The sequence below is a fragment of the Pseudogemmobacter bohemicus genome (genome assembly GCF_003290025.1).
In the GTDB taxonomy this organism is placed as follows: domain Bacteria; phylum Pseudomonadota; class Alphaproteobacteria; order Rhodobacterales; family Rhodobacteraceae; genus Pseudogemmobacter; species Pseudogemmobacter bohemicus.
Genome location: NZ_QNHG01000001.1, coordinates 223,229 through 241,842, shown reverse-complemented (window position 1 = coordinate 241,842; position 18,614 = coordinate 223,229). Strand labels below are relative to the sequence as shown.

The 18,614-nt window shown below is 65.8% G+C and carries 20 protein-coding genes, 1 pseudogene and 1 riboswitch; of the genes and pseudogenes, 9 read left to right on the top strand and 12 right to left on the bottom strand.

The annotated features are described in order from the left end of the window. Positions 1-65: 65 nt before the first annotated feature. Positions 66-971, bottom strand: coding sequence for a DMT family transporter (locus DRF71_RS01090; RefSeq protein ID WP_112308794.1), 906 nt, complete (start codon positions 969-971; stop codon positions 66-68). A gap of 166 nt (positions 972-1,137) precedes the next feature. On the opposite strand from DRF71_RS01090, the gene DRF71_RS01085 reads away from it, so the two are divergent. Continuing rightward, positions 1,138-1,626, top strand: a complete 489-nt coding sequence (locus DRF71_RS01085; protein ID WP_157970859.1) for a hypothetical protein — start codon at positions 1,138-1,140, stop codon at positions 1,624-1,626. Between the two features lie 378 nt (positions 1,627-2,004). On the opposite strand, the gene DRF71_RS01080 is transcribed toward DRF71_RS01085, so the two are convergent. Then, positions 2,005-2,424 (bottom strand): hypothetical protein, encoded by a 420-nt coding sequence (locus DRF71_RS01080; protein ID WP_112308792.1) that lies wholly within the window; start codon positions 2,422-2,424, stop codon positions 2,005-2,007. A gap of 220 nt (positions 2,425-2,644) precedes the next feature. Here DRF71_RS01080 and nrdR point away from each other — a divergent pair, with 220 nt between their 5' ends. Together nrdR and ribD are read left to right on the top strand one after the other, a co-directional pair. Further along, on the top strand, positions 2,645-3,115 hold the full coding sequence (nrdR, locus tag DRF71_RS01075; protein WP_112308791.1) for a transcriptional regulator NrdR: 471 nt from the start codon (positions 2,645-2,647) through the stop codon (positions 3,113-3,115). 32 nt (positions 3,116-3,147) lie between these two features. Next, complete coding sequence (gene ribD / locus DRF71_RS01070) at positions 3,148-4,251, top strand: bifunctional diaminohydroxyphosphoribosylaminopyrimidine deaminase/5-amino-6-(5-phosphoribosylamino)uracil reductase RibD (protein WP_269814317.1); 1,104 nt, start codon at positions 3,148-3,150, stop codon at positions 4,249-4,251. A gap of 92 nt (positions 4,252-4,343) precedes the next feature. Here ribD and DRF71_RS01065 read toward each other — a convergent pair whose 3' ends face one another. From DRF71_RS01065 to DRF71_RS01055, 3 genes are all read right to left on the bottom strand, one after another. Next, positions 4,344-5,924, bottom strand: coding sequence for a trimethylamine methyltransferase family protein (locus DRF71_RS01065; protein ID WP_112309895.1), 1,581 nt, complete (start codon positions 5,922-5,924; stop codon positions 4,344-4,346). A 137-nt stretch (positions 5,925-6,061) separates the two neighbouring features. Continuing rightward, positions 6,062-6,754 (bottom strand): HAD family hydrolase, encoded by a 693-nt coding sequence (locus tag DRF71_RS01060; protein ID WP_112308790.1) that lies wholly within the window; start codon positions 6,752-6,754, stop codon positions 6,062-6,064. A gap of 84 nt (positions 6,755-6,838) precedes the next feature. Beyond that, positions 6,839-7,132, bottom strand: a complete 294-nt coding sequence (locus DRF71_RS01055; protein ID WP_112309894.1) for a DUF3572 family protein — start codon at positions 7,130-7,132, stop codon at positions 6,839-6,841. Positions 7,133-7,591: 459 nt separating this feature from the next. Between DRF71_RS01055 and DRF71_RS01050 the strand changes: the two genes are divergently transcribed. Next, on the top strand, positions 7,592-8,992 hold the full coding sequence (locus DRF71_RS01050) for a diguanylate cyclase (protein WP_112308789.1): 1,401 nt from the start codon (positions 7,592-7,594) through the stop codon (positions 8,990-8,992). A gap of 234 nt (positions 8,993-9,226) precedes the next feature. On the opposite strand, the gene pdxY is transcribed toward DRF71_RS01050, so the two are convergent. Beyond that, positions 9,227-10,081 carry a pyridoxal kinase gene (gene pdxY, locus DRF71_RS01045; protein ID WP_112308788.1) on the bottom strand — a complete coding sequence of 285 codons (855 nt, stop codon included), beginning with the start codon at positions 10,079-10,081 and terminating at the stop codon, positions 9,227-9,229. A 236-nt stretch (positions 10,082-10,317) separates the two neighbouring features. Beyond that, positions 10,318-10,512: riboswitch (cobalamin riboswitch) on the top strand. A 110-nt stretch (positions 10,513-10,622) separates the two neighbouring features. Between pdxY and DRF71_RS01040 the strand changes: the two genes are divergently transcribed. Genes DRF71_RS01040 through DRF71_RS01020 form a run of 5 tightly spaced genes read left to right on the top strand, consistent with a single transcriptional unit; the run spans position 10,623 to position 15,505 of the window. Beyond that, positions 10,623-12,254, top strand: coding sequence for a TonB-dependent receptor (locus DRF71_RS01040; protein ID WP_112308787.1), 1,632 nt, complete (start codon positions 10,623-10,625; stop codon positions 12,252-12,254). Beyond that, positions 12,227-12,772 (top strand): TonB-dependent receptor domain-containing protein, encoded by a 546-nt coding sequence (locus DRF71_RS28935; protein WP_112308786.1) that lies wholly within the window; start codon positions 12,227-12,229, stop codon positions 12,770-12,772. Before DRF71_RS01040 ends, DRF71_RS28935 begins: the two co-directional genes overlap by 28 nt. 11 nt (positions 12,773-12,783) lie before the next feature. Continuing rightward, the gene (locus tag DRF71_RS27090) at positions 12,784-13,800 is read left to right on the top strand and encodes a DUF6925 family protein (protein WP_157970858.1); all 1,017 of its coding nucleotides are present in this window, start codon (positions 12,784-12,786) and stop codon (positions 13,798-13,800) included. Beyond that, positions 13,797-14,639 carry an ABC transporter substrate-binding protein gene (locus DRF71_RS01025; RefSeq protein ID WP_112308784.1) on the top strand — a complete coding sequence of 281 codons (843 nt, stop codon included), beginning with the start codon at positions 13,797-13,799 and terminating at the stop codon, positions 14,637-14,639. Before DRF71_RS27090 ends, DRF71_RS01025 begins: the two co-directional genes overlap by 4 nt. Continuing rightward, positions 14,639-15,505 carry an iron chelate uptake ABC transporter family permease subunit gene (locus DRF71_RS01020; RefSeq protein ID WP_112308783.1) on the top strand — a complete coding sequence of 289 codons (867 nt, stop codon included), beginning with the start codon at positions 14,639-14,641 and terminating at the stop codon, positions 15,503-15,505. Before DRF71_RS01025 ends, DRF71_RS01020 begins: the two co-directional genes overlap by 1 nt. 44 nt (positions 15,506-15,549) lie before the next feature. Here DRF71_RS01020 and tnpC read toward each other — a convergent pair. The 6 genes and pseudogenes from tnpC to DRF71_RS01000 all read right to left on the bottom strand — a co-directional run. Beyond that, a pseudogene (gene tnpC, locus DRF71_RS01015) lies at positions 15,550-16,572 on the bottom strand (IS66 family transposase); the annotation flags it as partial. Positions 16,573-16,635: 63 nt separating this feature from the next. Beyond that, complete coding sequence (locus DRF71_RS01010; RefSeq protein WP_157970857.1) at positions 16,636-17,025, bottom strand: transposase; 390 nt, start codon at positions 17,023-17,025, stop codon at positions 16,636-16,638. Between the two features lie 109 nt (positions 17,026-17,134). Continuing rightward, positions 17,135-17,269, bottom strand: a complete 135-nt coding sequence (locus tag DRF71_RS28930) for a hypothetical protein (protein ID WP_269814316.1) — start codon at positions 17,267-17,269, stop codon at positions 17,135-17,137. A gap of 167 nt (positions 17,270-17,436) precedes the next feature. Further along, positions 17,437-17,727, bottom strand: coding sequence for a hypothetical protein (locus DRF71_RS01005; protein WP_112308781.1), 291 nt, complete (start codon positions 17,725-17,727; stop codon positions 17,437-17,439). Next, entirely contained in the window at positions 17,696-18,016 is a 321-nt protein-coding gene (locus tag DRF71_RS27085; protein ID WP_157970856.1) for a hypothetical protein, read from the bottom strand. The genes DRF71_RS01005 and DRF71_RS27085 overlap by 32 nt, the downstream gene beginning before the upstream one ends. Before the next feature lie 91 nt (positions 18,017-18,107). After that, complete coding sequence (locus tag DRF71_RS01000; protein ID WP_157970855.1) at positions 18,108-18,590, bottom strand: TonB-dependent receptor plug domain-containing protein; 483 nt, start codon at positions 18,588-18,590, stop codon at positions 18,108-18,110. Between the last annotated feature and the right edge of the window lie 24 nt (positions 18,591-18,614).

Below are 18,614 nucleotides of genomic sequence, written 5' to 3'. Positions count from 1 at the left end.
GGAGGGGTTCCCCCTCCCCTGCCCCCTCCCCGGTTGCGCCTTTGGCGTAACCGCCTCTCCTGCGGTCAACCGAAGAAGAGCAGCACGAGAATGCCGCCGGTGATCATCAGGCAGCCGGTCACCTCGCGCGGTGCGATCTTCTCGCGAAAGAAAAACACCGTCACTGCAAAGGTGAACAACAGCTCGATCTGGCCAAGCGCCTTCACCACCGCCGCATTTTGCAAGGTCATGGCCGAGAACCAGCACAGCGAGGCCCCTGCCCCGCAAACCCCCGCAAAAAGCGATACTTTCCAGGCCTTTGCGATTCGCGCGAACTCCCCCCGCTCGCGCCAGACCATCCAGGCCCCCATCACCACCACCTGTACCGACAGCGTCGCCACCAGCGTCACCGTCGCCTGGGTCACGAAATCCGGCCCGCCCAGCGAGATCGAGGCCCCCCGGTAGCACACCGCCGAGATCCCGAACATCATACCCGATCCCAGCCCGATCAGCGCGTTGCGCGAGAAAACCGAGGTCACCAGGCTCCGCCAGCCAGCCTTGAGATGCGCGACCGAGATCAGCATCACCCCCGCCACGCTGATGGCAATCGCGACCAGCGCGCCGGGCGTCACCCGTTCACCCAGAAAGATCAGCCCGAACAGCGCGGCCTGGGCGGGTTCGGTCCGCGAATAGGCGGTGCCGACCGCGAAATTCCGATAGGAAAACAGGTGGATCAGCAGGAAAGTCCCCGCGATCTGCGCCAGCGCCCCCGGCACAACCCAGGCCGCGAACTCCAGGCTCAGCGCCGGCAGCGGCCCGCGCCCCGAGGCCACCAGCCCCGCCAGCACCATCAGTGCAACCGGCAGCCCAAAGCCAAAGCGCACGAAAGTCGCGCCGGTGGTGCCCATCGCCCCCTTGAGATGCTTCTGCGCCGCCGAGCGCAGGTTCTGCAAAAAGGCACCGGCAAGCGTGATCGGGATCCAGATTTCCATAGCGCATGCGCCTATGCGAGGCGCCGGCCGCTGGCAAGCCGCCGGCGCCATCTTTCCCCCTGTGCCGGCCCTCCCGCGCATCGTCAGCCGAAGGGCGGGAAACCCGCCCTTGCGCCCCGGCACCTTTCGCGACAGCCTGCCGCAAGACCCGAATGCAGGAATACCGATGCGCCAGCTTGCTCTGCCCTCCCTCATCGCCGTCCTTCTGACCGCCGCCCCGGCCTTTGCCGCCTGCCAGGGCGAGAGCCTGTTCGAATGCCGCATTGGCAAGAAAGACCTTGAGGTCTGCCGCACCGGCAGCGCCGTGAGCTATCTGTTCGGCCCGCCCGGCAAGCCCGAAATGCAGATCGCCACCGCATTGAGCGAGCTTGACTACCAGCCCTGGCCCGGCATCGGCCGCACCATGTGGGAGGCAGTCTCCTTCACCAATGCCGGCGTGACCTATGAGGTCTGGAGCAGCTTTGACCGGCTTGACGAGAATGCCATCACCGAAGGCGGCGTGAATGTGCTGAAAGGCGGGAAAACTGTCGCAACGCTGAACTGCAATCGCGGTACGGTCGATGCCGGCCTCGACCTGCTTTACGGGGCGAAAGAGGGTGTCGGGCAATGCTGGAACTATAAAACCGGCCGCTGGGAGACCAGCCCCTGCCCGTAAACCGACAGGTGCGGCGCCGTCAGCCCGGCTGAGCATGCTGCGGCGGAGCGTGATGCGGGAGAGCCCGGCATTCATGGGCATTGCGGCCCAGCCTGTGATCAGGCTGATCCCTCGTCCCGGCTTGGAGAGGTCCAGTCTCTACCGGCGAGACCTGCACCATTGCAGGCAAACACGTCCCTGGCCGTAAGCAGCGCAGCCCGATACAGGGCCGCGCGCTCAGATGGGGCTGGGGCGCTTGCAACGCGGCACCAGACGGCTCCCATGCCTGCCACCCGACGACTTGCCCCCCTAACGCTGAATTCCGAACACTGAACTCCTGGCGCAGAACTCCTGGGGGATCCAGACGCCGAACTCCTCACGGGGCGGCTGCCGCCTCATTCAGGCCGGATCCATGCCCCCTGCCGGCGGTTCTGCACCAGGCATGGTCGCGTCCTCGCCGCCCGAAGCCAGCGGCGCGCGAGCGGTTTCCGGGGCCGCAACAGGCGCCGCGCCCTCCCATGCCTCCCCCATAGCAACGAGGCAGGAGAGGCCATCCGCATAATTCTGCAGCAAAAGCCAGTTCCCGTCGGGATCGGCCCGCACCTCCATCATCGCTTCGGCATCGCGCAGCCCCTGCCCCTGGGCGATGAAATCCCGGCCATGCTCCAGCCGTGCCAGCAGCTTTGCCCGCGGCGCGCAGATCGTCTCGTCGCCCGGCCCCTTTTGCAAAGGGTCACCGGCAAGCGCCGCGCCAGCCCCTGCGGCCAGCACAGCCAGCCCGGTCAACACAGCCAGAAAAAGGATGAGTCGGCGTTTCATGCATGGAATCGTAACATGAAAATGACGAATGACATGTAAAAACGCACCCCGCGCCGCCCGCCGCTTTGAGTCCTCGCGGCCACACCTGGGCAACACAATATCCGGTGGCCCCCTTTTTCGCTTTCTCCTCATCCGGTGGTGGTGCCTATAGTCGGGGCAATGAACCGGGGAGAACACCCGGTCTTGAGGCAGGCCAATTATAACAAGCAAGGAGGGCGCAATGCGCTGCCCGTTCTGCGGCAATATCGACACCCAGGTGAAGGACTCGCGTCCCGCCGAAGATCACGTCTCGATCCGTCGTCGCCGTTTCTGCCCCGCCTGTGGCGGGCGTTTCACCACTTATGAGCGCGTGCAGCTGCGCGATCTCGTCGTGGTGAAATCCAATGGCAAACGCGAGGATTTCGACCGCGACAAGCTGGAGCGCTCGATCCGGATCGCGATGCAGAAACGCCCGATCGACCCCGAACGCATCGACCAGATGATCTCGGGCATCGTGCGGCGGCTTGAGAGCATGGGCGAAACCGATGTGCCCTCGCGCACCATCGGCGAAATCGTCATGGAGTCTCTCGCCAGGATCGACACCGTCGCCTATGTTCGCTTCGCCAGCGTTTACAAGAACTTCCAGGCTGCGGGTGATTTCGACCGGTTTGTCAGCGAGCTCAGGCCCGCCGGCGACAAGGGCGAGGAATAACGCCCGGGGCCGCAAAAGGCCCCGGAGCGACCATGACAGCTGAGACCGACCAGATCCATATGGCCCATGCCCTGCGCCTTGCCGAGCGGGGCAATGGTGCGTGCTGGCCCAACCCTTCGGTCGGCTGCGTGCTGGTGAAAGACGGGATCGTTATCGGGCGCGGCACCACCCAGCCTGGCGGTCGCCCCCATGCCGAACGTGTGGCTCTGGCCCAGGCGGGCGAGGCTGCGCGCGGCGCCACCGCCTATGTGACGCTGGAGCCCTGCGCCCATCACGGCAAGACCAGCCCTTGCGCCGAGGCCCTGGTCGCCGCCGGTGTGGCCCGTGTCGTCACCGCGATCACCGACCCCGACCCCCGCGTCGCCGGGCGCGGCCATGCGATCCTGCGCGCGGCAGGGATCGAAGTCACAGAAGGCATCCTCAGCCCCGAGGCCCGGAACATCACCGCAGGCTTTCTCAAACGGGTCACGCGCGGCCTGCCCTTCGTGACCCTGAAACTCGCGACCACACTCGATGGCCGCATCGCCACCGCCGCCGGCGAAAGCCGTTGGATCACCGGTCCGGCCTCACGCCGCGCCGTCCATGCGATGCGGATGGAGCATGACGCGGTGATGGTCGGATCCGGCACCGCCCGCGCCGATGACCCCGACCTGACCGTTCGCGACATGGGTGCCACACGCCAGCCCATCCGCATCGTGATCGACAGTAGCCTCTCCCATTCTCCCGACAGCCGCCTCGGCCGCACGGCGCGTGATGTGCCGGTCTGGCTGGTCCACGCCCCCGATGCACCCACACCCGCGCAAGATGCCTGGGCCGCCACCGGCGCAAAGCTGATCGCCTGCCCGCTGAACGGCCCCCATCCCGACCTTACCGCCGCACTGACCGCGCTGGCCGGCCAGGGCCTCACCCGCATCTTCTGCGAAGGCGGCGGCGGTCTCGCGGCCGCGCTGATCCGCGCCGGCCTCACCGATGAACTCGCCCTCTTCACCGCCGGCGCGCTGATCGGCGCGGATGGGCGCGCGGCTCTCGACCCGCTCGGCCTGACAGCCCTGAACGAGGCACCGCGCCTCACCCTGATCTCACAGCGCCGCAGCGGCGCCGATATGCTGAGCCGCTGGCGCTTCCACGCGCCATAAGCCACCGCAAGACAGGGCGCCCGTGTGACCGGCCCCGCCCTCAGCCTGAAAGGCCGCGGCGTGCCTGTGGCCCCGCCCCGCCGTCAGGCATATCAGAAATCGGTGGGTGCCCCGCCTTCCTGCTTGCGCCGCGCCACAAAGCGCGCCAGCTCTTCGCGCGCATTGTGATCCATCTCCGGAGGCTCAAATTCTGCCAGGATCTGCTTATAGATCCGATGCGCCCGCTCCGCCGTCCAGGTCGAACCATCCAGCGCCCAGGCCTCGTAATTGCGCCAGTCGCTGGCAAAGGGCTGATAAAACGCCGTCTGATAGCGCGCCTGGGTATGGGCACAGCCGAAATAATGGCCATTGGGTCCGACCTCACGGATCGCATCCAGCGCGATATCCTCCTCGGTGGTGGCAAAGGTCGCCTCCTCGAAATAACGCTGGATCATCTGCAAAACCTCGCAATCCATCACGAATTTCTCGGGGCTCGCGATCAGCCCACCCTCCAGCCACCCCGCAGCGTGATAGACCATATTGGTTCCCGACTGCACCGCCGCCCACAGGGAATTCGATGTCTCCCACATCGACTGGCCATCCGGCACATTCGCCGCGCAAACCCCCGAGGACCGCATCGGCAGCCCGTAAAACCGCACCAGCTGCCCGGTCATCTGCGTCGCGCGCATATATTCCGGCGTCCCGAAAGCCGGCGCGCCGGATTTCATGTCGACATTCGAAGTAAAGGTACCAATCGCCACCGGGCAGCCCGGATTGATATATTGCAGCAAAGCCACCGCCGCCAAAGCCTCGGCCAGCGACAGAGCCACCGCCCCCGCCATCGTGACCGGCGCCATCGCCCCCGCCAGCGTGAAGGGCGTGATCACCACCGGCTGCCCCCGCCGCGCCAGCCGCATCGCCCCATCCAGCATCGGATGGTCATGTTTCAGCGGCGAGACCGAGTTGATATTGGTATACATCCGCGGCTTTTCGTCGAATTCGCTATGCGACAACCCGCCCGCGATGCGGACCATCTCCATCACATCCTCGACCCGCTCGGCGCCAAGAGAATAGGCGTGGACCACCTTATCCGTCACCACCAGCTTTTCCTGCAGACAGTCGAGATGGCGCACCGAAGCATGGATATCAATCGGCTCGACCGGATAACCGCCCGCCACATGGATGCAGTTGAAATACTGGGTAAGCTTAATGAACTCCTGGAAACTCGCAAAATCGCCCGAGCGTTTGCCGCGCTCCAGATCCCAGGAGTTGGGCGGCGACGACACATTCACAAACACCATATGTTTGCCGCCGATCACGATCTCACGCTCGGGATTCCTCGGCGTGATGGTGAATTGCGACGGCGCATGGCCCAGCATCTCCATCACGAAAGCCTCATCCATCCGCACATTGGTGCCGTTGATAAGGCAACCCGCGCGGCGCATGATCTCCAGCGCTTCCGGATTCAGGAATTCGATGCCGATCTCCGAGAGGATCTTCATCGCGCCCCTGTGGATGCGCTGCACGCCGTCTGCGTCCAGCGGTTCGGTCGGGCGGTCGGGGTTCAGCGGAATCCGCCAGGGCATCTGCTCAATGGCGCTGGCGCCGCGCGATTTCATGCCCGCGCGCCCGCCGCTGCGCTTTCTCCGCCCGCTATCGGCTGCAGTTTCTGCGGCTTCGGCTTCTCCGGTCATCGGCGGCACTCCCTGGTCGAACCCCTGAAATCCCGGGCCACAGACCCGGATCATGGTTCAGGATGACCGAGGCAATCGCGGGAGGCACAACAAACCGGCGACATGATTCTGTCGTTTTTGACCCAATACCCGGATTGTCAGCCGGAAAGCCCGTCAAGCCAGGCGGGAAGTGCCCCGATATCAGGCAGAACCAGATCGGCATGGGGCGCGAGATCGGCCTCGGTGGCAATTCCGGTCAGCACCGCGATCCGCCGCATTCCGGCGGCATGCCCCGCCTCCATATCATGGCGCGAGTCGCCGATCATCGCCACCCTCTCGGGCCGAATACCCTGTTCGCGCAGAAAGGCGTTCAGCATTCCCGGCCCCGGTTTCGCACCATGGCCGCTGTCATAGCCCGCAATGTAATCAACCAGCCCGCTCAGCCCATGCGCGGCGATATGCGCCCGCGCCGGGCGCTCGGAGTCATTCGTAACGATACCGAGCTTCAGCCCCCGCGCCCGCAAGGCAGTGAAAAGCGGCACCAGCGGCACCGCCTCGACCATGCCGGCCATTGCTGCCGCCTGGTCGATCCGCCGGGTCAGTTCCGCCACCCCTGCCCCCGGCAGATGCGGCAGCAAGGTTTCGGCAATATCGGCGGCGGTGGCGGCGATGACCGGGCTCTCGGGGTGAAAATCATTGGTTTCAGGCAGATAGCCGATGGCTGCGGCCAGACGGGCCGCATGCTCCGGGCCGGTCGAAAGGCCGGCGAGAAAGCCCTGCGCCCAGGCGCCCCAGCTTTTGCGGAAATCGAAAAGCGTGCCATCCTTGTCGAAAAGCAGGGCGTCGATCATCAGTCCGGTTCCTCTGGCTGCGGTCTCACTTCACTAAGACCGCGCTGTTGCATCAGGATCATGTCATGCGCGCGGGCCGCCCGCTCAGGTCCAGTCGGGCACCGCACCCCCGGGGAGCGCCGCGCGCGCATCACTCAGCGCCATGGCGGCCGCTTCGGGGCGCAGATCCACCTCGTCGGCCCAGGCCAGCACCCGGTCATCATCGCCGAGAATGAACTCCAGCACCGCCGCCAACACATCGGCTTCGCCCGCCCGCGCCTGCAAATCCGCAAGACCAATACCGCTTTGCGCGAGGAAGGGGCCGATCCGGTCCTCATCCGCCGCCAGCCAGGCCAAAGCCTGCAAAGCGAGGATCTGCGCTTTTTCCTGCTGCATCATTGGCTGTTCCCCGGCCGCCCCTGCCATCGGCCCATCCATTCCACAGCCCCGCGCTGCGGGCAATCCCGCATGTCTTTCCGCCCCCGGATCGCCCCGGCTGCCGCGCCCGCCCGCCTGTGGCGAATCCATGCCTGAGCCTCAGAAAGTTTCTTGACAGATCAACCTCCGGAAGAAACATTTTTTACCAGTCAACGGGCCCGCACCCCTGGTGCTTGCAGTTATCCAGAGCTTTGAACACAGATTCCAGGAGTTATCCCAAAAAGGTGACCACGATCGAAAGGATTTGTTAACCATCTGCATAACAAAATCCTGGTAACCGAAACGACGATCCACCCCTTTCTTAAGACTCTCAGATGATCCTGCGATCAGACCCCAGCAAGGCCTCTGCCAAGCCCCCGCCTCTTGACTTCTTCCCCCTGCCGCACCCGTTCTGCCGCCGTTCCAGCATGGAAGCCTGATATGCAACGCCGAATCCTGATAGCGGACTCTATCCCGGCGAACCGGGTCATCTTCCAGGTCAGGCTGGGGGATGGGTTTTTCCGGCCGTTGCTGACCTCGGATGCCGCCTCCTGCCTCAGGGCCGCCCGGCGCGAGCGTCCCGATCTGATCGTGATCGACTGCGACCTCCCCGATATGCCCGGCCCGCAGGTGATCGCTACGCTGCGCGCCGATCCGCGCACCCGCTCGCTGCCCGTGATCGCACTTGCAGGGCCTGATACGCCGCAAAAGCGGCTGGCGGCGCTGAGGGCCGGCGCGGATGACGTGATGACGAGGCCACCGGATATGGCGGTGATGCTGGCGCGGATCCGCAACCTTTTGCGTCAGCGCGAAGAAAGCCAGATGATGTCCCGCGCCTGGGGGGGGGACCTGCCCGAGAGGCTGGGCTCGGAAATGCTGGGCCTTGCCGAACATAAAGGCAGCTTTCAGCCGGTCGGCCCCATCGGCCTGATCGCGGCCCGTGCGGAAACCGCCCTGCACTGGAAGCACAAGCTGGCGCCCAGGCTGCGCGAACATGCCCGCGTGCTCGCCCCTTCCGAGGTGTCTGGCTATGGCGACCAGACCGGGCAATCGCATGTCTTCCTGATCGCGGCAGATACCGGCACCCATGGCGGTGGGCTGCGGCTGATGACGCAGTTGGCCGGGGCTTCCCCCTATCGCCACAGCATGTTCTGCATCGTGGCGCCCGAGACCAGCGACGCGGCCGCACTCGCCTTTGATCTCGGTGCCCATGATGTGATCGACCCCGAGGTCACCGCCGAAGAACTGGATCTGCGCATTCGTATGTTGCTGCGCCGCAAGCAAAGGGCCGATGCCGAGCGCAATTCGATCGAGGCCGGGCTGCGGCTCGCGATCATCGACCCGCTGACCGGCGCCTATAACCGCCGCTACGCCTTTCCCCGTCTTGCCGGCATCGCCGAACAGGCGGCGGTCGAGGGCAGCGAATTCGCCGTGCTGGTGCTGGATCTCGACCGGTTCAAATCCGTCAATGACCGCTATGGCCATACCACCGGCGACACCGTCCTGATCGAGGTGGTCCGGCGCCTGCGCGAAAACCTGCGGATCGAGGATCTGCTGGCGCGGATCGGTGGCGAGGAATTCCTGATCGCCCTGCCCGACACCACCGCCGCCGAGGCGCATCGCATCGCTGAGCGCCTGCGCTGCGTCGTCGGCGACACGCCGGTCGATGGCGGCAACGGGGTCGAGCTGCAGGTCACGGTCTCCATCGGCGTGAAGACCGGCGGCGGCCCGATGGCGGCACCCGAAGACATCACCGCCATGGTGGACGAGGCCGATGGCGCGCTGATGCGCTCGAAAATCTCGGGCCGCAATATCGTGACGCTGAGCCATTCCCCGGCCTGAGCCGGGGTGCCGCTGCGCGCCCGGGAAAGCGGCGGGGGTTCCCAAAAGAGGCGCAACACTTTGGGAAGACCCTGTTTTGGCAGGCGGTCACCTCTTACAGAACACGCATCCGGGCCGGATTCATGCCGCCTTACGGCTCGATTGTCAGGGAATGATCGGCAAATGGCAGCGTGCGGGATGACGCATTTCGCCCCCCACCCTGCCGGCTCACGCCCGCGCCGCGCCCTCTCCCGCTCAGCCCCGGGCGGCGGCCAGTTGGGCGAGCCCCTCCAGGAAATCCGGACTGCTCAGCATGACCTCCTGACGTCCAAGCGCCGCCGCTTCGGCCATCGCGATCCCGGTCAGCTTCTGGGCCAGGCTCACCGCTTCGGGCAGGCTGCGCCCGCGCCCCAGCCCGGCAATGATCAGCGCCGAAAACAGATCGCCGGTGCCCGACAGATGCAGCGGCAGCTGCGGCGCCGGGTGACGGCTCAGACCTTCCGGCGCGATCACCACGCTTTCAAGGCATCCCGCCGGGCTGTCTTCCAGCACGCAGCCGGTCGCGATCACCCGCGCCTCGGGCCTGAGTTTCAGCCCGGCCCGCGCCGGTTCCAGATCTTCCAGCCGGGCGATCTTCTGCCCGGATAACAGCGACAGCTCGAACGGGTTCGGCGTGGTCAGATCCGCAAGCGGCAGCAATTCGTCGCGGATCACCGCCACCACCGCCTCGGGCACATAGCGCCCCGGCCCGGCATCGCCGATCACCGGATCGCAAAGGTAAACGAGACGCGGATTGATCTCGCGCGCTTTCGCGATGAATTCCGCCGCCAGATGTGCGATCGCGGCCGAACCGATATAGCCGGTGATGATGTAATCCGCCCGCGCGGGCAATCCGCGCTCCATCGCGCCCAAAAGCAGATCGGCAAAGAAATCCTCGGGCAATGCGCGGCCGCGCAGGCTGGGATAATCGGGCGTATTCGAGAACACCACCGTCGGGACAGCCGCCACCTCCAGCCCGGCGGCGCAAAGCGGAAACAGCGCCGCCGAATTGCCGACATGGCCGAACACGACCTGGCTCTGGATCGCGATGACGAAAGGCGGTGTCTGCATGGCTTTCTCCTTCCCGGGGCGCGACCCGGAAGATCCCCCCGGAAGATCCCCCTGCGCGCGGGGCGGAGGTTACAACCCTCTGTGCGGAAAAGGCCATGGGGATTCCCGGCGGTTTTCGCAAATCCCGGCGGGGGTGGATGCAGGCACGGGCGAAGACCGACACGGGGGGCGAATGCCAGCATGGGGTGAATGCCAGCGGCGGGCATTCACAGGCGTTGACAGACCGGGGCTGCGGCGGGTAGCGCTGAGGCGACGGTTCCCGCAAGGGAGGAAAGAGGGAACGCAGCAGGGCATCAGCCTGATCTGCGGCTGCCCCCGCAACTGTGAGCGGCGAGGGTTTCGCAATATGCCACTGGGGTTCAGGGACCCTGGGAAGGCGCGAAACCCACAGACCCGCGAGCCAGGAGACCTGCCGTCGGCCATATTCACGGGCAGGCGCATCGGGCGGGGGTTCCTGATGGCAAGGGTGATCTGCGGGCAAGCGCCCGCCGGTTCCTTGCGGTCTGCAGTGACGTGCTAAACGCCTTTCGGGGACCGATTCATGCCGTCCATTTCCCGCCGCAACCCGTTGCGGCTTTTGCTGACACTTTCCGCGCTCACACCCTTCACCGCCGCTCTCAATGCCGGGCCGGCCCAGGCCGAAGAGACCGTCATCGGCCTGGGCACGATCTGGCTTTCCGCCGATGAGGGCGAGGGGCTGGCCCTTGATGCCACAGCCCCCTCCGCCAGCCGGCTGGGCGGGAAGATCCGCGACATCCCCGCCGCCGTCGAGGTGATCGGCACCGAGACCATGGCAGAGCGCGGCCTGCATTCGATCACCTCGGCCGTCTCGCAGACCGCGACGGGGATCACCGCAGTCGGCGCACCGCATTTTGACAACAATTTCGCGGCGCGCGGTTTTCAGGGCTCCAGCTCGGTTATGATGCTGTTCGACGGCACAAGGCAATTCCCGGGCCGGGGCAATATCTCCTTCCCCGTCGACAGCTGGCTGATCGAGGAATTCGAGGTGCTGAAGGGCGGCGGCTCGGTCATTCATGGCCATGGCGCCATTGGCGGTTTCGTCAATGCGATGCCCAAACGCCCGTTCGAGGGCACGCCCCGGCATCTTCTGACCGCGCTGGCCGGCCCGGATGGACGCCTGCGCTTTGGTGCCGACAGCGGGGGCTCGCTGTCCGATGCACTGTCCTACCGTGTCGCAGTGGTTGCCGATGGGTCGGATGGCTGGAACGGGGCCGAAGACAGCCTCGGCGCGATCACGGCCGCGCTGAGCTGGAAGGCCGCGCCCGATCTGACCTTCACCCTTTCCGCCGATTACGCCAAACGCGAGCCGATGACCTATTACGGCACGCCTTTGCGGGGCGGCCTCTTGGTCGCCGGCACCGAGGCGCTGAATTACAATGTCAGCGATGCAAAGACCGAATTCACCGATTACTGGCTGCAGCTGAAGACCGAATGGGCGCCCTCGGATGCGGTCCGCGTCTCGGCGGTGCTGTATCGCATCGGGTCGGACCGCAGTTTCCGCAATGCGGAAACCTATGACTGGGACCCGGTGACCGACACCGTATCCGTCGGCGAATTCGTCGCCATCGACCAGGATCAGGCCCAGACCGGCTTCCGGCTGGAGGGCGCTTTCCGCCATGGCCTCGCCGGTTATGACAGCCATACGGTGATCGGGTTCGACCTCAACCGCGCGAAATCCTCCTATGCCAGCGCGTTCAGTTTCGCCTCGGTCACCGTCGATCCGTTCAACCCGCAACCGGGCCGTTTCCCTGCTGCCCTGACCCCGGTGGCGCAATACAGCTCCACCCTCGATCAGCGCGCGGTCTTTCTGGAAAACCACACCGATCTGGGCGCCGGGCTCGCGCTGAGCCTTGGTCTGCGCCAGGACTGGTTCGACCTGAGCCGTGAGGGCATCGCCTCCCCCGCCAGCAGTTTCGATGCCGGTTACAAGGCGCCCTCGGCGCGACTCGCGCTCAGCTGGGCGGCGAATGAGACCACGGTGGTATACGGCCAGCTGGCCTGGTCAACCGACCCGGTCAATCTGCCGCTGATGGATTACGCCGCGAATTTCCGCGATTTCGACCTGACCACCGGGCGGCAATTCGAGATCGGCCTGCGCCAGACCAGCGCCGATGGCCGTTTCGAATGGGCGCTACCGCCTATGATATCGTGAAACGCAATGTGCCGGTGCTGGCGCCGGGCTCGTTCACGCTGCAACAGGCGGGTCAGCAATCCTCGCGCGGGGTCGAACTGGCGGCCAGCGCGGCGCTGTCGGACAGCCTGCGGATCAGCGGCAATATAGCAAAGACCGAGGCGCGGTTCGACGATTTCACCTTTCTCGACTTCAACACCTTCTCCTGGGTGGATTATGCGGGAAATGTGCCGATCCTCGTGCCGGAAACCTCGGCAAATCTCTGGGCTTCGTGGGATTTCGCGCCGGACTGGACCGCGCATCTGGGGGTGCAATTCGTCGGCAAGGCCTGGTATGATTATGCCAATACCGCCAAACGCGACAGTTTCACCCTGGTCAATGCCGGGATAGACTGGCGGCTGCGCGAGAGTTCGACCCTGTCGCTGCGGGTGACCAACCTCTTCGACAAAAGCTATGCGGCCTATCTCTATCCCGAAAAGGGCCAGGTCGTGCTGGGCGCCCCGCGCCGGTTCGAATTGCAGCTGACCTCAAAATTCTGAAGGCTGCACCCATGATGGATGACTGGCAATCCGACGCATCCGAGGACGAGGGATTCGCGCTGCTCACCCGGCTTCTCGGGGCCGAGGGGCATTTGTGGAGCATCGGGACCCTTGCCGGTTTCATGGGGTTTGATCTCACCGGCAGCCCGCAAAACATGGGCGGGGTGCTGGTGCTGGAGGGAGAGAGCGGGCGTGCCCGCCTCACCCCCGGCGCAAGGCTGCTGGCTTTCGAGACGCTCAGCAGCGAGCCGCGCGGCTGGAATCACGGTATCGCGCTGTGCCTAGAGGGCGCGGCGAGGCCCGGGCCGCGCGACCGCCGGCTCAGCCTGGTGCCGGAAGACAGGGGCGCGATCCTCGCCGCCCATCAGGGCGCAGCGGCGCTGGATCTGGGGCTGGGCCATGACGGGCTGCGCTGCCTGTTCCGCCCCGCCCCTGCCGCCGAAACCCAGGCGCTGCTTTACACCGGCCAACACTGGAGCGATTGCCGCGAGGCGCTGGCCGCGCTGCCGGGCGACTGGATCACCGAGACGCCCTTCCTGCGCGCCGAACGCGCCGGGGATGGCACCTGCCCGATCCATACGATCCCCTCGGCTGGGATCCGCGGGCTGACCCATGCCGCAACGACGCCGGTACCGTCGGGCTGGCGGCCCTTTGCCCATATCTTTCCGCCGCATCCGCTGCGGGTCAAACCGGGGCTGCGGCGACCCTTCGACGCTGAAATCCACGCCGATTTCCAGACCATCCTCGCCCGTCATGGTCGCCCCGATCTGACCGCGCTGAAGGCCGCGACACTTGCAGGGCTGGGTTCCGGCCTGCCGCCCGGCCACGAGCAGTCTGATCATGGGCAGCCTGATCACGGGCAGCCTGGTTCCGATCAGCCCGCCACCGACCGGCCTGGCCGCCACGGTCTTGCGGTGATCCGGGTCACCCTGCGGCAATGGCTGGCCGAACGGGGCGAGGCGCCGCCCGAGGCCTGGCTTCGCCGCTATGACCGCCCGCTTCATACCGCGCTGCGGGGCCAGGCATGACCACGCAGCTGACCCGGCGCAGCCTCTTTGCGCTGGCCCTTGCGCCGCTGCTGCCGGGCGTGGCGCTGGCCGCGCGCAATGGCACTCCCCGCCTCGTCACGACCGAACTGATCCTGACCGAGACCGCGCTGGCCCTTGGGCTCTCGCCGCTCGCCGCCGGCAATCTGCCGCTCTATCGCCGCCTTGTCGGCACGCCATCGCTGCCCGCAACCACCCATGACCTCGGCCCGCTCAACGAGCCGAATATGGAACTGCTGGTTCATCTTGCCCCCGATCTGATCCTCGCCGCCGACTGGCAGCGCGGGCCGCAGGCGGCGCTGGAGCGGATCGCCCCGACCCTCTGGCTGGAGACGCTGCCCTTCGTGAAACCGCCGCTGGACATCGCCAGCGATCTGGCCACAGCCATCGCCGGGGCCGCAGGTGCCAGCGCCGCGCCGCTGATTGCAGGCCTCGACCAGGCCCTTGCCGCGCTCGCGCAGCGCATCCGGGTGCTGAACCCGCCCCCCGTTTTGCTGGTCCGGTTTCTCGAAGATGGCCGCCACGCGCTGGCCTTTACCTTAGGCTCGATGCCCGGCGATCTGCTGGCGCGGGCCGGGGGCCGCAACGCGCTGGAAGCCGGCGGCCCGCCAGGCGCCCTCCCCCTCGGCCTCAGCGAGATCATCGCCCTTGGCGCCCCCCTGCTCGCGACCGGCCCGCTGCCGCAAAGCGCGCTGTTCCGCCGGGTTCTGGGCAGCGGGGCGCTCAGGGCGATCCAGCTGCCCCCGGTCTTTCCCGCCGGCGGCCTCGCCTCGGCCGCGCGGCTTTGCGAGGCGCTTGGCGACGGGCTGGAGCGGATCTGATGCGCCGCCTCTTTCCCCTTCTGCCCGCATTGCTGGCACTGGCGCTTTTCATGCTCAATGCCGGGAACAGCCTGCCTGGCCGCTGGCCCGCCGCTTTGTTTGGCGCCGATCCACAGGACATCCCCGCGCTCCTGATCCATCTGAGCCTCGCGCCAAGGCTGGTCACCGCCGCACTGGCCGGGGCCGCACTGGCGCTGGCAGGGGCGCTGTTGCAACGGGTGTTCCTGAACCCGATCGCCGAGCCGGCGACGCTGGGGATCACCGCCGGTGCGCAATGCGCGCTGACGCTGACGCTGCTGAACGCGCCCGGGCTGGCGGCGCCCTGGCTGCCGCTGCCGGCCTTTGCCGGCGGGGTGGCGGCGCTTGGCCTTGTGCTGCTGCTGGCCTGGGCGCAGGGCATCTCTGCGCTGTCGCTGATCCTGGCCGGGCTGGTGGTGACGACCACGCTTGGCGGGCTGAATGCGGTTCTGACCCTTTTCTGGCACGACGTGTTGCAAAGCCTGTTCCTCTGGCAGGCCGGCTCGCTGGAGCAGGATGGCTGGGGCGTGGTGGCCTGGCTTTTGCCGGCGCTGCTGCTGGCCTTGCTGTTGGCCCCCCTCACCCGGCGCCCGCTGGATCTGCTGGCGCTTGGCGATCAGGATGCGCTTGTGCTGGGGCTGTCGCCCACCCGCTGGCGCATCGTGCTGGCGGGCGGAGCGGCGGCGCTGGCCGCCCTCGTGACCGCGCTGACCGGCGTTTTCGCCTTTCTCGGCATCATCGCGCCGCTGGTGCAGCCAGATGTCATTCGCGGTCAGCGCGATGCCTCGCTGACCTCCCGGTTGGCCGCGACCTCAATACCCTTGCAGGTGCCTTTGGCGAGGTTCTGACGCTGCGATTGCGCAAGGCCGAAACCGGGTAATCGATGTCCCGATCACACGTTGACGGTGTAGTTCCATGGGAGCAGGTTTTGGATCTGGCTCTGCTTGTGGCCTTTGGCGATGGCGGTGAGCGTGGTTGTCAGCCACGCGTGGGGATCGACGCCGTTCATTTTGCAGGTCTTGATCAGCGAGGCGATGACGGCCCAATTTTCGGCACCGGCGTTATGATCTGCGAAGAGGGCGTTTTTGCGGTTCAGGGCGATGGGGCGGATCGTGCGCTCGACAGTATTGCTGTCCAACTCGACGCGGCCATCGGTCAGGAAGCGGCCCAGACCGTTGCGGTATTTGGCGATATAGGCCAGCGCCTCGCCCAAGGGCGATTTTGCGGACGCGCGGGCGCGGTGATGGCTTAGCCAAGTATCGATGCGGGCGAGGATCGGGGCGGAGCGTTCCTGCCGGACGGCAAGTCGGGTTGCGGGGTCGTTGCCGCGGATGTCGGCCTCGATGGCATAGAGATCGCGGATAAGTGCCACGCCTTCCTCTGCAATTGGCGCGGAACCGGTGCGGGTGATCTCGACCAGTTTGCGGCGCGCGTGGGCCCAGCAATACGCCAATTGAATACTTGGGCCGATCCGGTCCGGCACGATCAGTCGGTTGTATCCGGCATAGCCATCGACCTGCAGAATAACGCCGAAGCCCTGTAATATCTGTTCGTCATGTTGTCCGCCCCGACCGGGGGCATAGGTGAAGGCCACGCCCGGTGGCGCTGTGCCGCCCCAAGGGCGGTCATCGCGGGCGAGCGCCCAGAAGTATCCGCTCTTGGTCTTTCTGGACCCCGGATCGAGGACCGGGGCGCGGGTCTCGTCCATGAACAACTTGGTGGACCGCTTCAGATCGGCCATCAGCGCAGCGTGGACGGGGCGGAGTTCGAAGGCGGCACGCCCGACCCAATCGGCAAGGGTGGAACGGTCGAGATCGACGCCTTGGCGGCTGTAGATCTGGGCCTGACGGTAAAGCGGCAGATGATCGGCATACTAGCCGACCAGCACATGCGCGACCATCGCCTCTGTCGGCATGGCCCTTGCGGAAGTCGATGGGCTTCGTCGCAACCATGATGCGCACCCGGTTCGACGGGAAGATCACGCGCCTGCCGCCAAGGCGCGTGCCACGGACACGATCCGCTCTGCTGAAGCACCGACTTCCAAACGGATCACGACCGCACCAAACGCAATCTCAGGGCCGGTCGCGGCGGGGCCGACAGAACGCGGACCATCATCCGCAGGCCCGAGCATCAGGGCCGAAAACTCGACAGGATCCTCCGGCGCGGGCAGAACCAGACGCCCCTTCCGCGCCAGCGTTCGCCATGACGAGATACGATTGGCCGGCAGGCCATGCCGCCGCGCAACATCATTGACCGTAGCGCCCGGCACCAACGTCTCTGCCACGATCCGCGCTTTCACATCTTCGGGCCAACTCCGGTTCTGCCGACCGGACCCGCCAACCGTGAGAACCTCCAATGTAGTCTCCACGGAGAAGCTCCATCATCAAACAACAATGGATGTCAGTGATCCCATCAGGAAGCGCGATGGAAGGTGGGGGTGGGACAGCGCTTACGAAACCGGGTCGATGGTGACAAGATCAATCGACTGGATCAGATTCGGTGATACGGCTGTAGAAGATCGCGCGTTCCAGCGCCACCGGACCCCGATCGCCCCTGTAGCCCAGCCCGACATTCAGCGCATCCTCGCCTGCCAGATCCGGGTTCGGCACCATCGAGCCGATCCAGGTCGAATAGCGGTGGAACGGCGTCGGGAAGCTGGTTCTGGACGAGAGGCCCGCATGAAAGTCACCGCCCGCGCCCCCGGGTCCGGATCGCGGCCAGCTGCCAGTTCACCGCATCGACCGAAACGGCCGGGCGGCCCGGATCGGTATCGGTGTTGTCAGCCTTTAGCAGCTGTGCCTTGCCGTAAGACAGACCCCGCGACGATGCGCAATGCGTCATTGACGCTCCGGCTGTCTTCGACCGCGCCCGAGAAGGTCTCTTCCTTTCTGAATTGCGTCGGCTCGGCGGGGCGGCCCGGTGTCGGGCGCGGGTAATTGGTCGAGCGGTGCAGGTCGCTGCGGAAGAAGGAGGCGATGCGCAGATCATGGTCGCCAAAGCTCAGCCCGTATTCGACGCTGCCGCCAATCGAGCAATCGTCATAGACGCTGTTGAAGGCGCTGCCCAGCATGTGGGCGCCGTGGTTCGCATTGTCCCAGGCCGAAAGCGTATTGTCGAACCTGTTGCAGAAGAGTTTCGTCTTCAGCGTGCCGGAGGTCGAGATCGGTCGTCGAATAAAAGGCGATGCTGCTGATATCCCATTCCGGCCAGATCCAGTCGCATTGGTTCAAGCCGGGGCCGCTGCCCGTAATGCCGCTGACCGGCAGCAAGGTGCTGTAGGGCGCCCATACCGAGCCTTCCTGCCCTGTATCGCTGAGCACATATTCGTCCGTCGCGTTCGGAGCATAGCAGAATTTCATGTTCAGGCGGCTGTCATCGGTCTCTCGCTGTCTTTCCGCAGCCCCTCACCCTGACAGGGGTTGGCGGCTCCGGGACATCATCGCGCGACAGCTAAAAGCCGTCATTGTCGTGGCGCATGTAAGAGACCCGGCCATACCAGAGCTCCTGCCTGGTGCCGAGCGAGAGGAAGCCGCTCCTGCCGGTGACATCGCCGCGATTGCCGGCCTCAAGACCCAGCCGCGCCGCGCCCTCGAAGGGTTTGGTCGGTTTGCGGGTCACGAGGTTGATGGCACCGCCCATGCCGCCCGGCCCCTTGATCACCGGGACATAGTTATTCTGCACCTCGATCCCGGCGGGGTCCGGCGTCAGGAAGCGGCCATGGCCCAGCCGGTTATCGGCGGGCAGATAAATGCGGATGCCGTCAATCGACAGCGGCACAGGCCAGCGGTCAAAACCGCGCACGAAGACGTCGTTTTTATTGCGCGATCCGCCGCCCCAGCGGGGCGAAGAAAGGCCGGGCAGCAGGCTGAGCGTGTCTTCCAGCGTGGCGCGGTTCTGCTTCGCGGCCTCTTCGCCGGTCGCTTTGCTGGTCATGCCGCCCTGGCTCCCTTCATCAAC

Excerpts from the sequence above, each read along its gene's own strand:
- nrdR (WP_112308791.1), top strand. The coding sequence starts at position 2,645 with ATGCGCTGCCCGTTCTGCGGCAATATCGACACCCAGGTGAAGGACTCG.
- DRF71_RS01050 (WP_112308789.1), top strand. The coding sequence starts at position 7,592 with ATGCAACGCCGAATCCTGATAGCGGACTCTATCCCGGCGAACCGGGTC.
- ribD (WP_269814317.1), top strand. The coding sequence starts at position 3,148 with ATGACAGCTGAGACCGACCAGATCCATATGGCCCATGCCCTGCGCCTT.
- DRF71_RS01085 (WP_157970859.1), top strand. The coding sequence starts at position 1,138 with ATGCGCCAGCTTGCTCTGCCCTCCCTCATCGCCGTCCTTCTGACCGCC.
- DRF71_RS01020 (WP_112308783.1), top strand. The coding sequence starts at position 14,639 with ATGCGCCGCCTCTTTCCCCTTCTGCCCGCATTGCTGGCACTGGCGCTT.
- DRF71_RS28930 (WP_269814316.1), bottom strand. The coding sequence starts at position 17,269 with ATGGTGCCGAACCCGGATCTGGCAGGCGAGGATGCGCTGAATGTCGGG.
- DRF71_RS01000 (WP_157970855.1), bottom strand. The coding sequence starts at position 18,590 with ATGACCAGCAAAGCGACCGGCGAAGAGGCCGCGAAGCAGAACCGCGCC.
- pdxY (WP_112308788.1), bottom strand. The coding sequence starts at position 10,081 with ATGCAGACACCGCCTTTCGTCATCGCGATCCAGAGCCAGGTCGTGTTC.
- DRF71_RS01005 (WP_112308781.1), bottom strand. The coding sequence starts at position 17,727 with ATGCTGGGCAGCGCCTTCAACAGCGTCTATGACGATTGCTCGATTGGC.
- DRF71_RS01025 (WP_112308784.1), top strand. The coding sequence starts at position 13,797 with ATGACCACGCAGCTGACCCGGCGCAGCCTCTTTGCGCTGGCCCTTGCG.
- DRF71_RS01080 (WP_112308792.1), bottom strand. The coding sequence starts at position 2,424 with ATGAAACGCCGACTCATCCTTTTTCTGGCTGTGTTGACCGGGCTGGCT.
- DRF71_RS01055 (WP_112309894.1), bottom strand. The coding sequence starts at position 7,132 with ATGATGCAGCAGGAAAAAGCGCAGATCCTCGCTTTGCAGGCTTTGGCC.
- DRF71_RS01090 (WP_112308794.1), bottom strand. The coding sequence starts at position 971 with ATGGAAATCTGGATCCCGATCACGCTTGCCGGTGCCTTTTTGCAGAAC.
- DRF71_RS01065 (WP_112309895.1), bottom strand. The coding sequence starts at position 5,924 with ATGACCGGAGAAGCCGAAGCCGCAGAAACTGCAGCCGATAGCGGGCGG.
- DRF71_RS27085 (WP_157970856.1), bottom strand. The coding sequence starts at position 18,016 with ATGAAATTCTGCTATGCTCCGAACGCGACGGACGAATATGTGCTCAGC.
- DRF71_RS01060 (WP_112308790.1), bottom strand. The coding sequence starts at position 6,754 with ATGATCGACGCCCTGCTTTTCGACAAGGATGGCACGCTTTTCGATTTC.
- DRF71_RS28935 (WP_112308786.1), top strand. The coding sequence starts at position 12,227 with ATGGGCGCTACCGCCTATGATATCGTGAAACGCAATGTGCCGGTGCTG.
- DRF71_RS01040 (WP_112308787.1), top strand. The coding sequence starts at position 10,623 with ATGCCGTCCATTTCCCGCCGCAACCCGTTGCGGCTTTTGCTGACACTT.
- DRF71_RS27090 (WP_157970858.1), top strand. The coding sequence starts at position 12,784 with ATGATGGATGACTGGCAATCCGACGCATCCGAGGACGAGGGATTCGCG.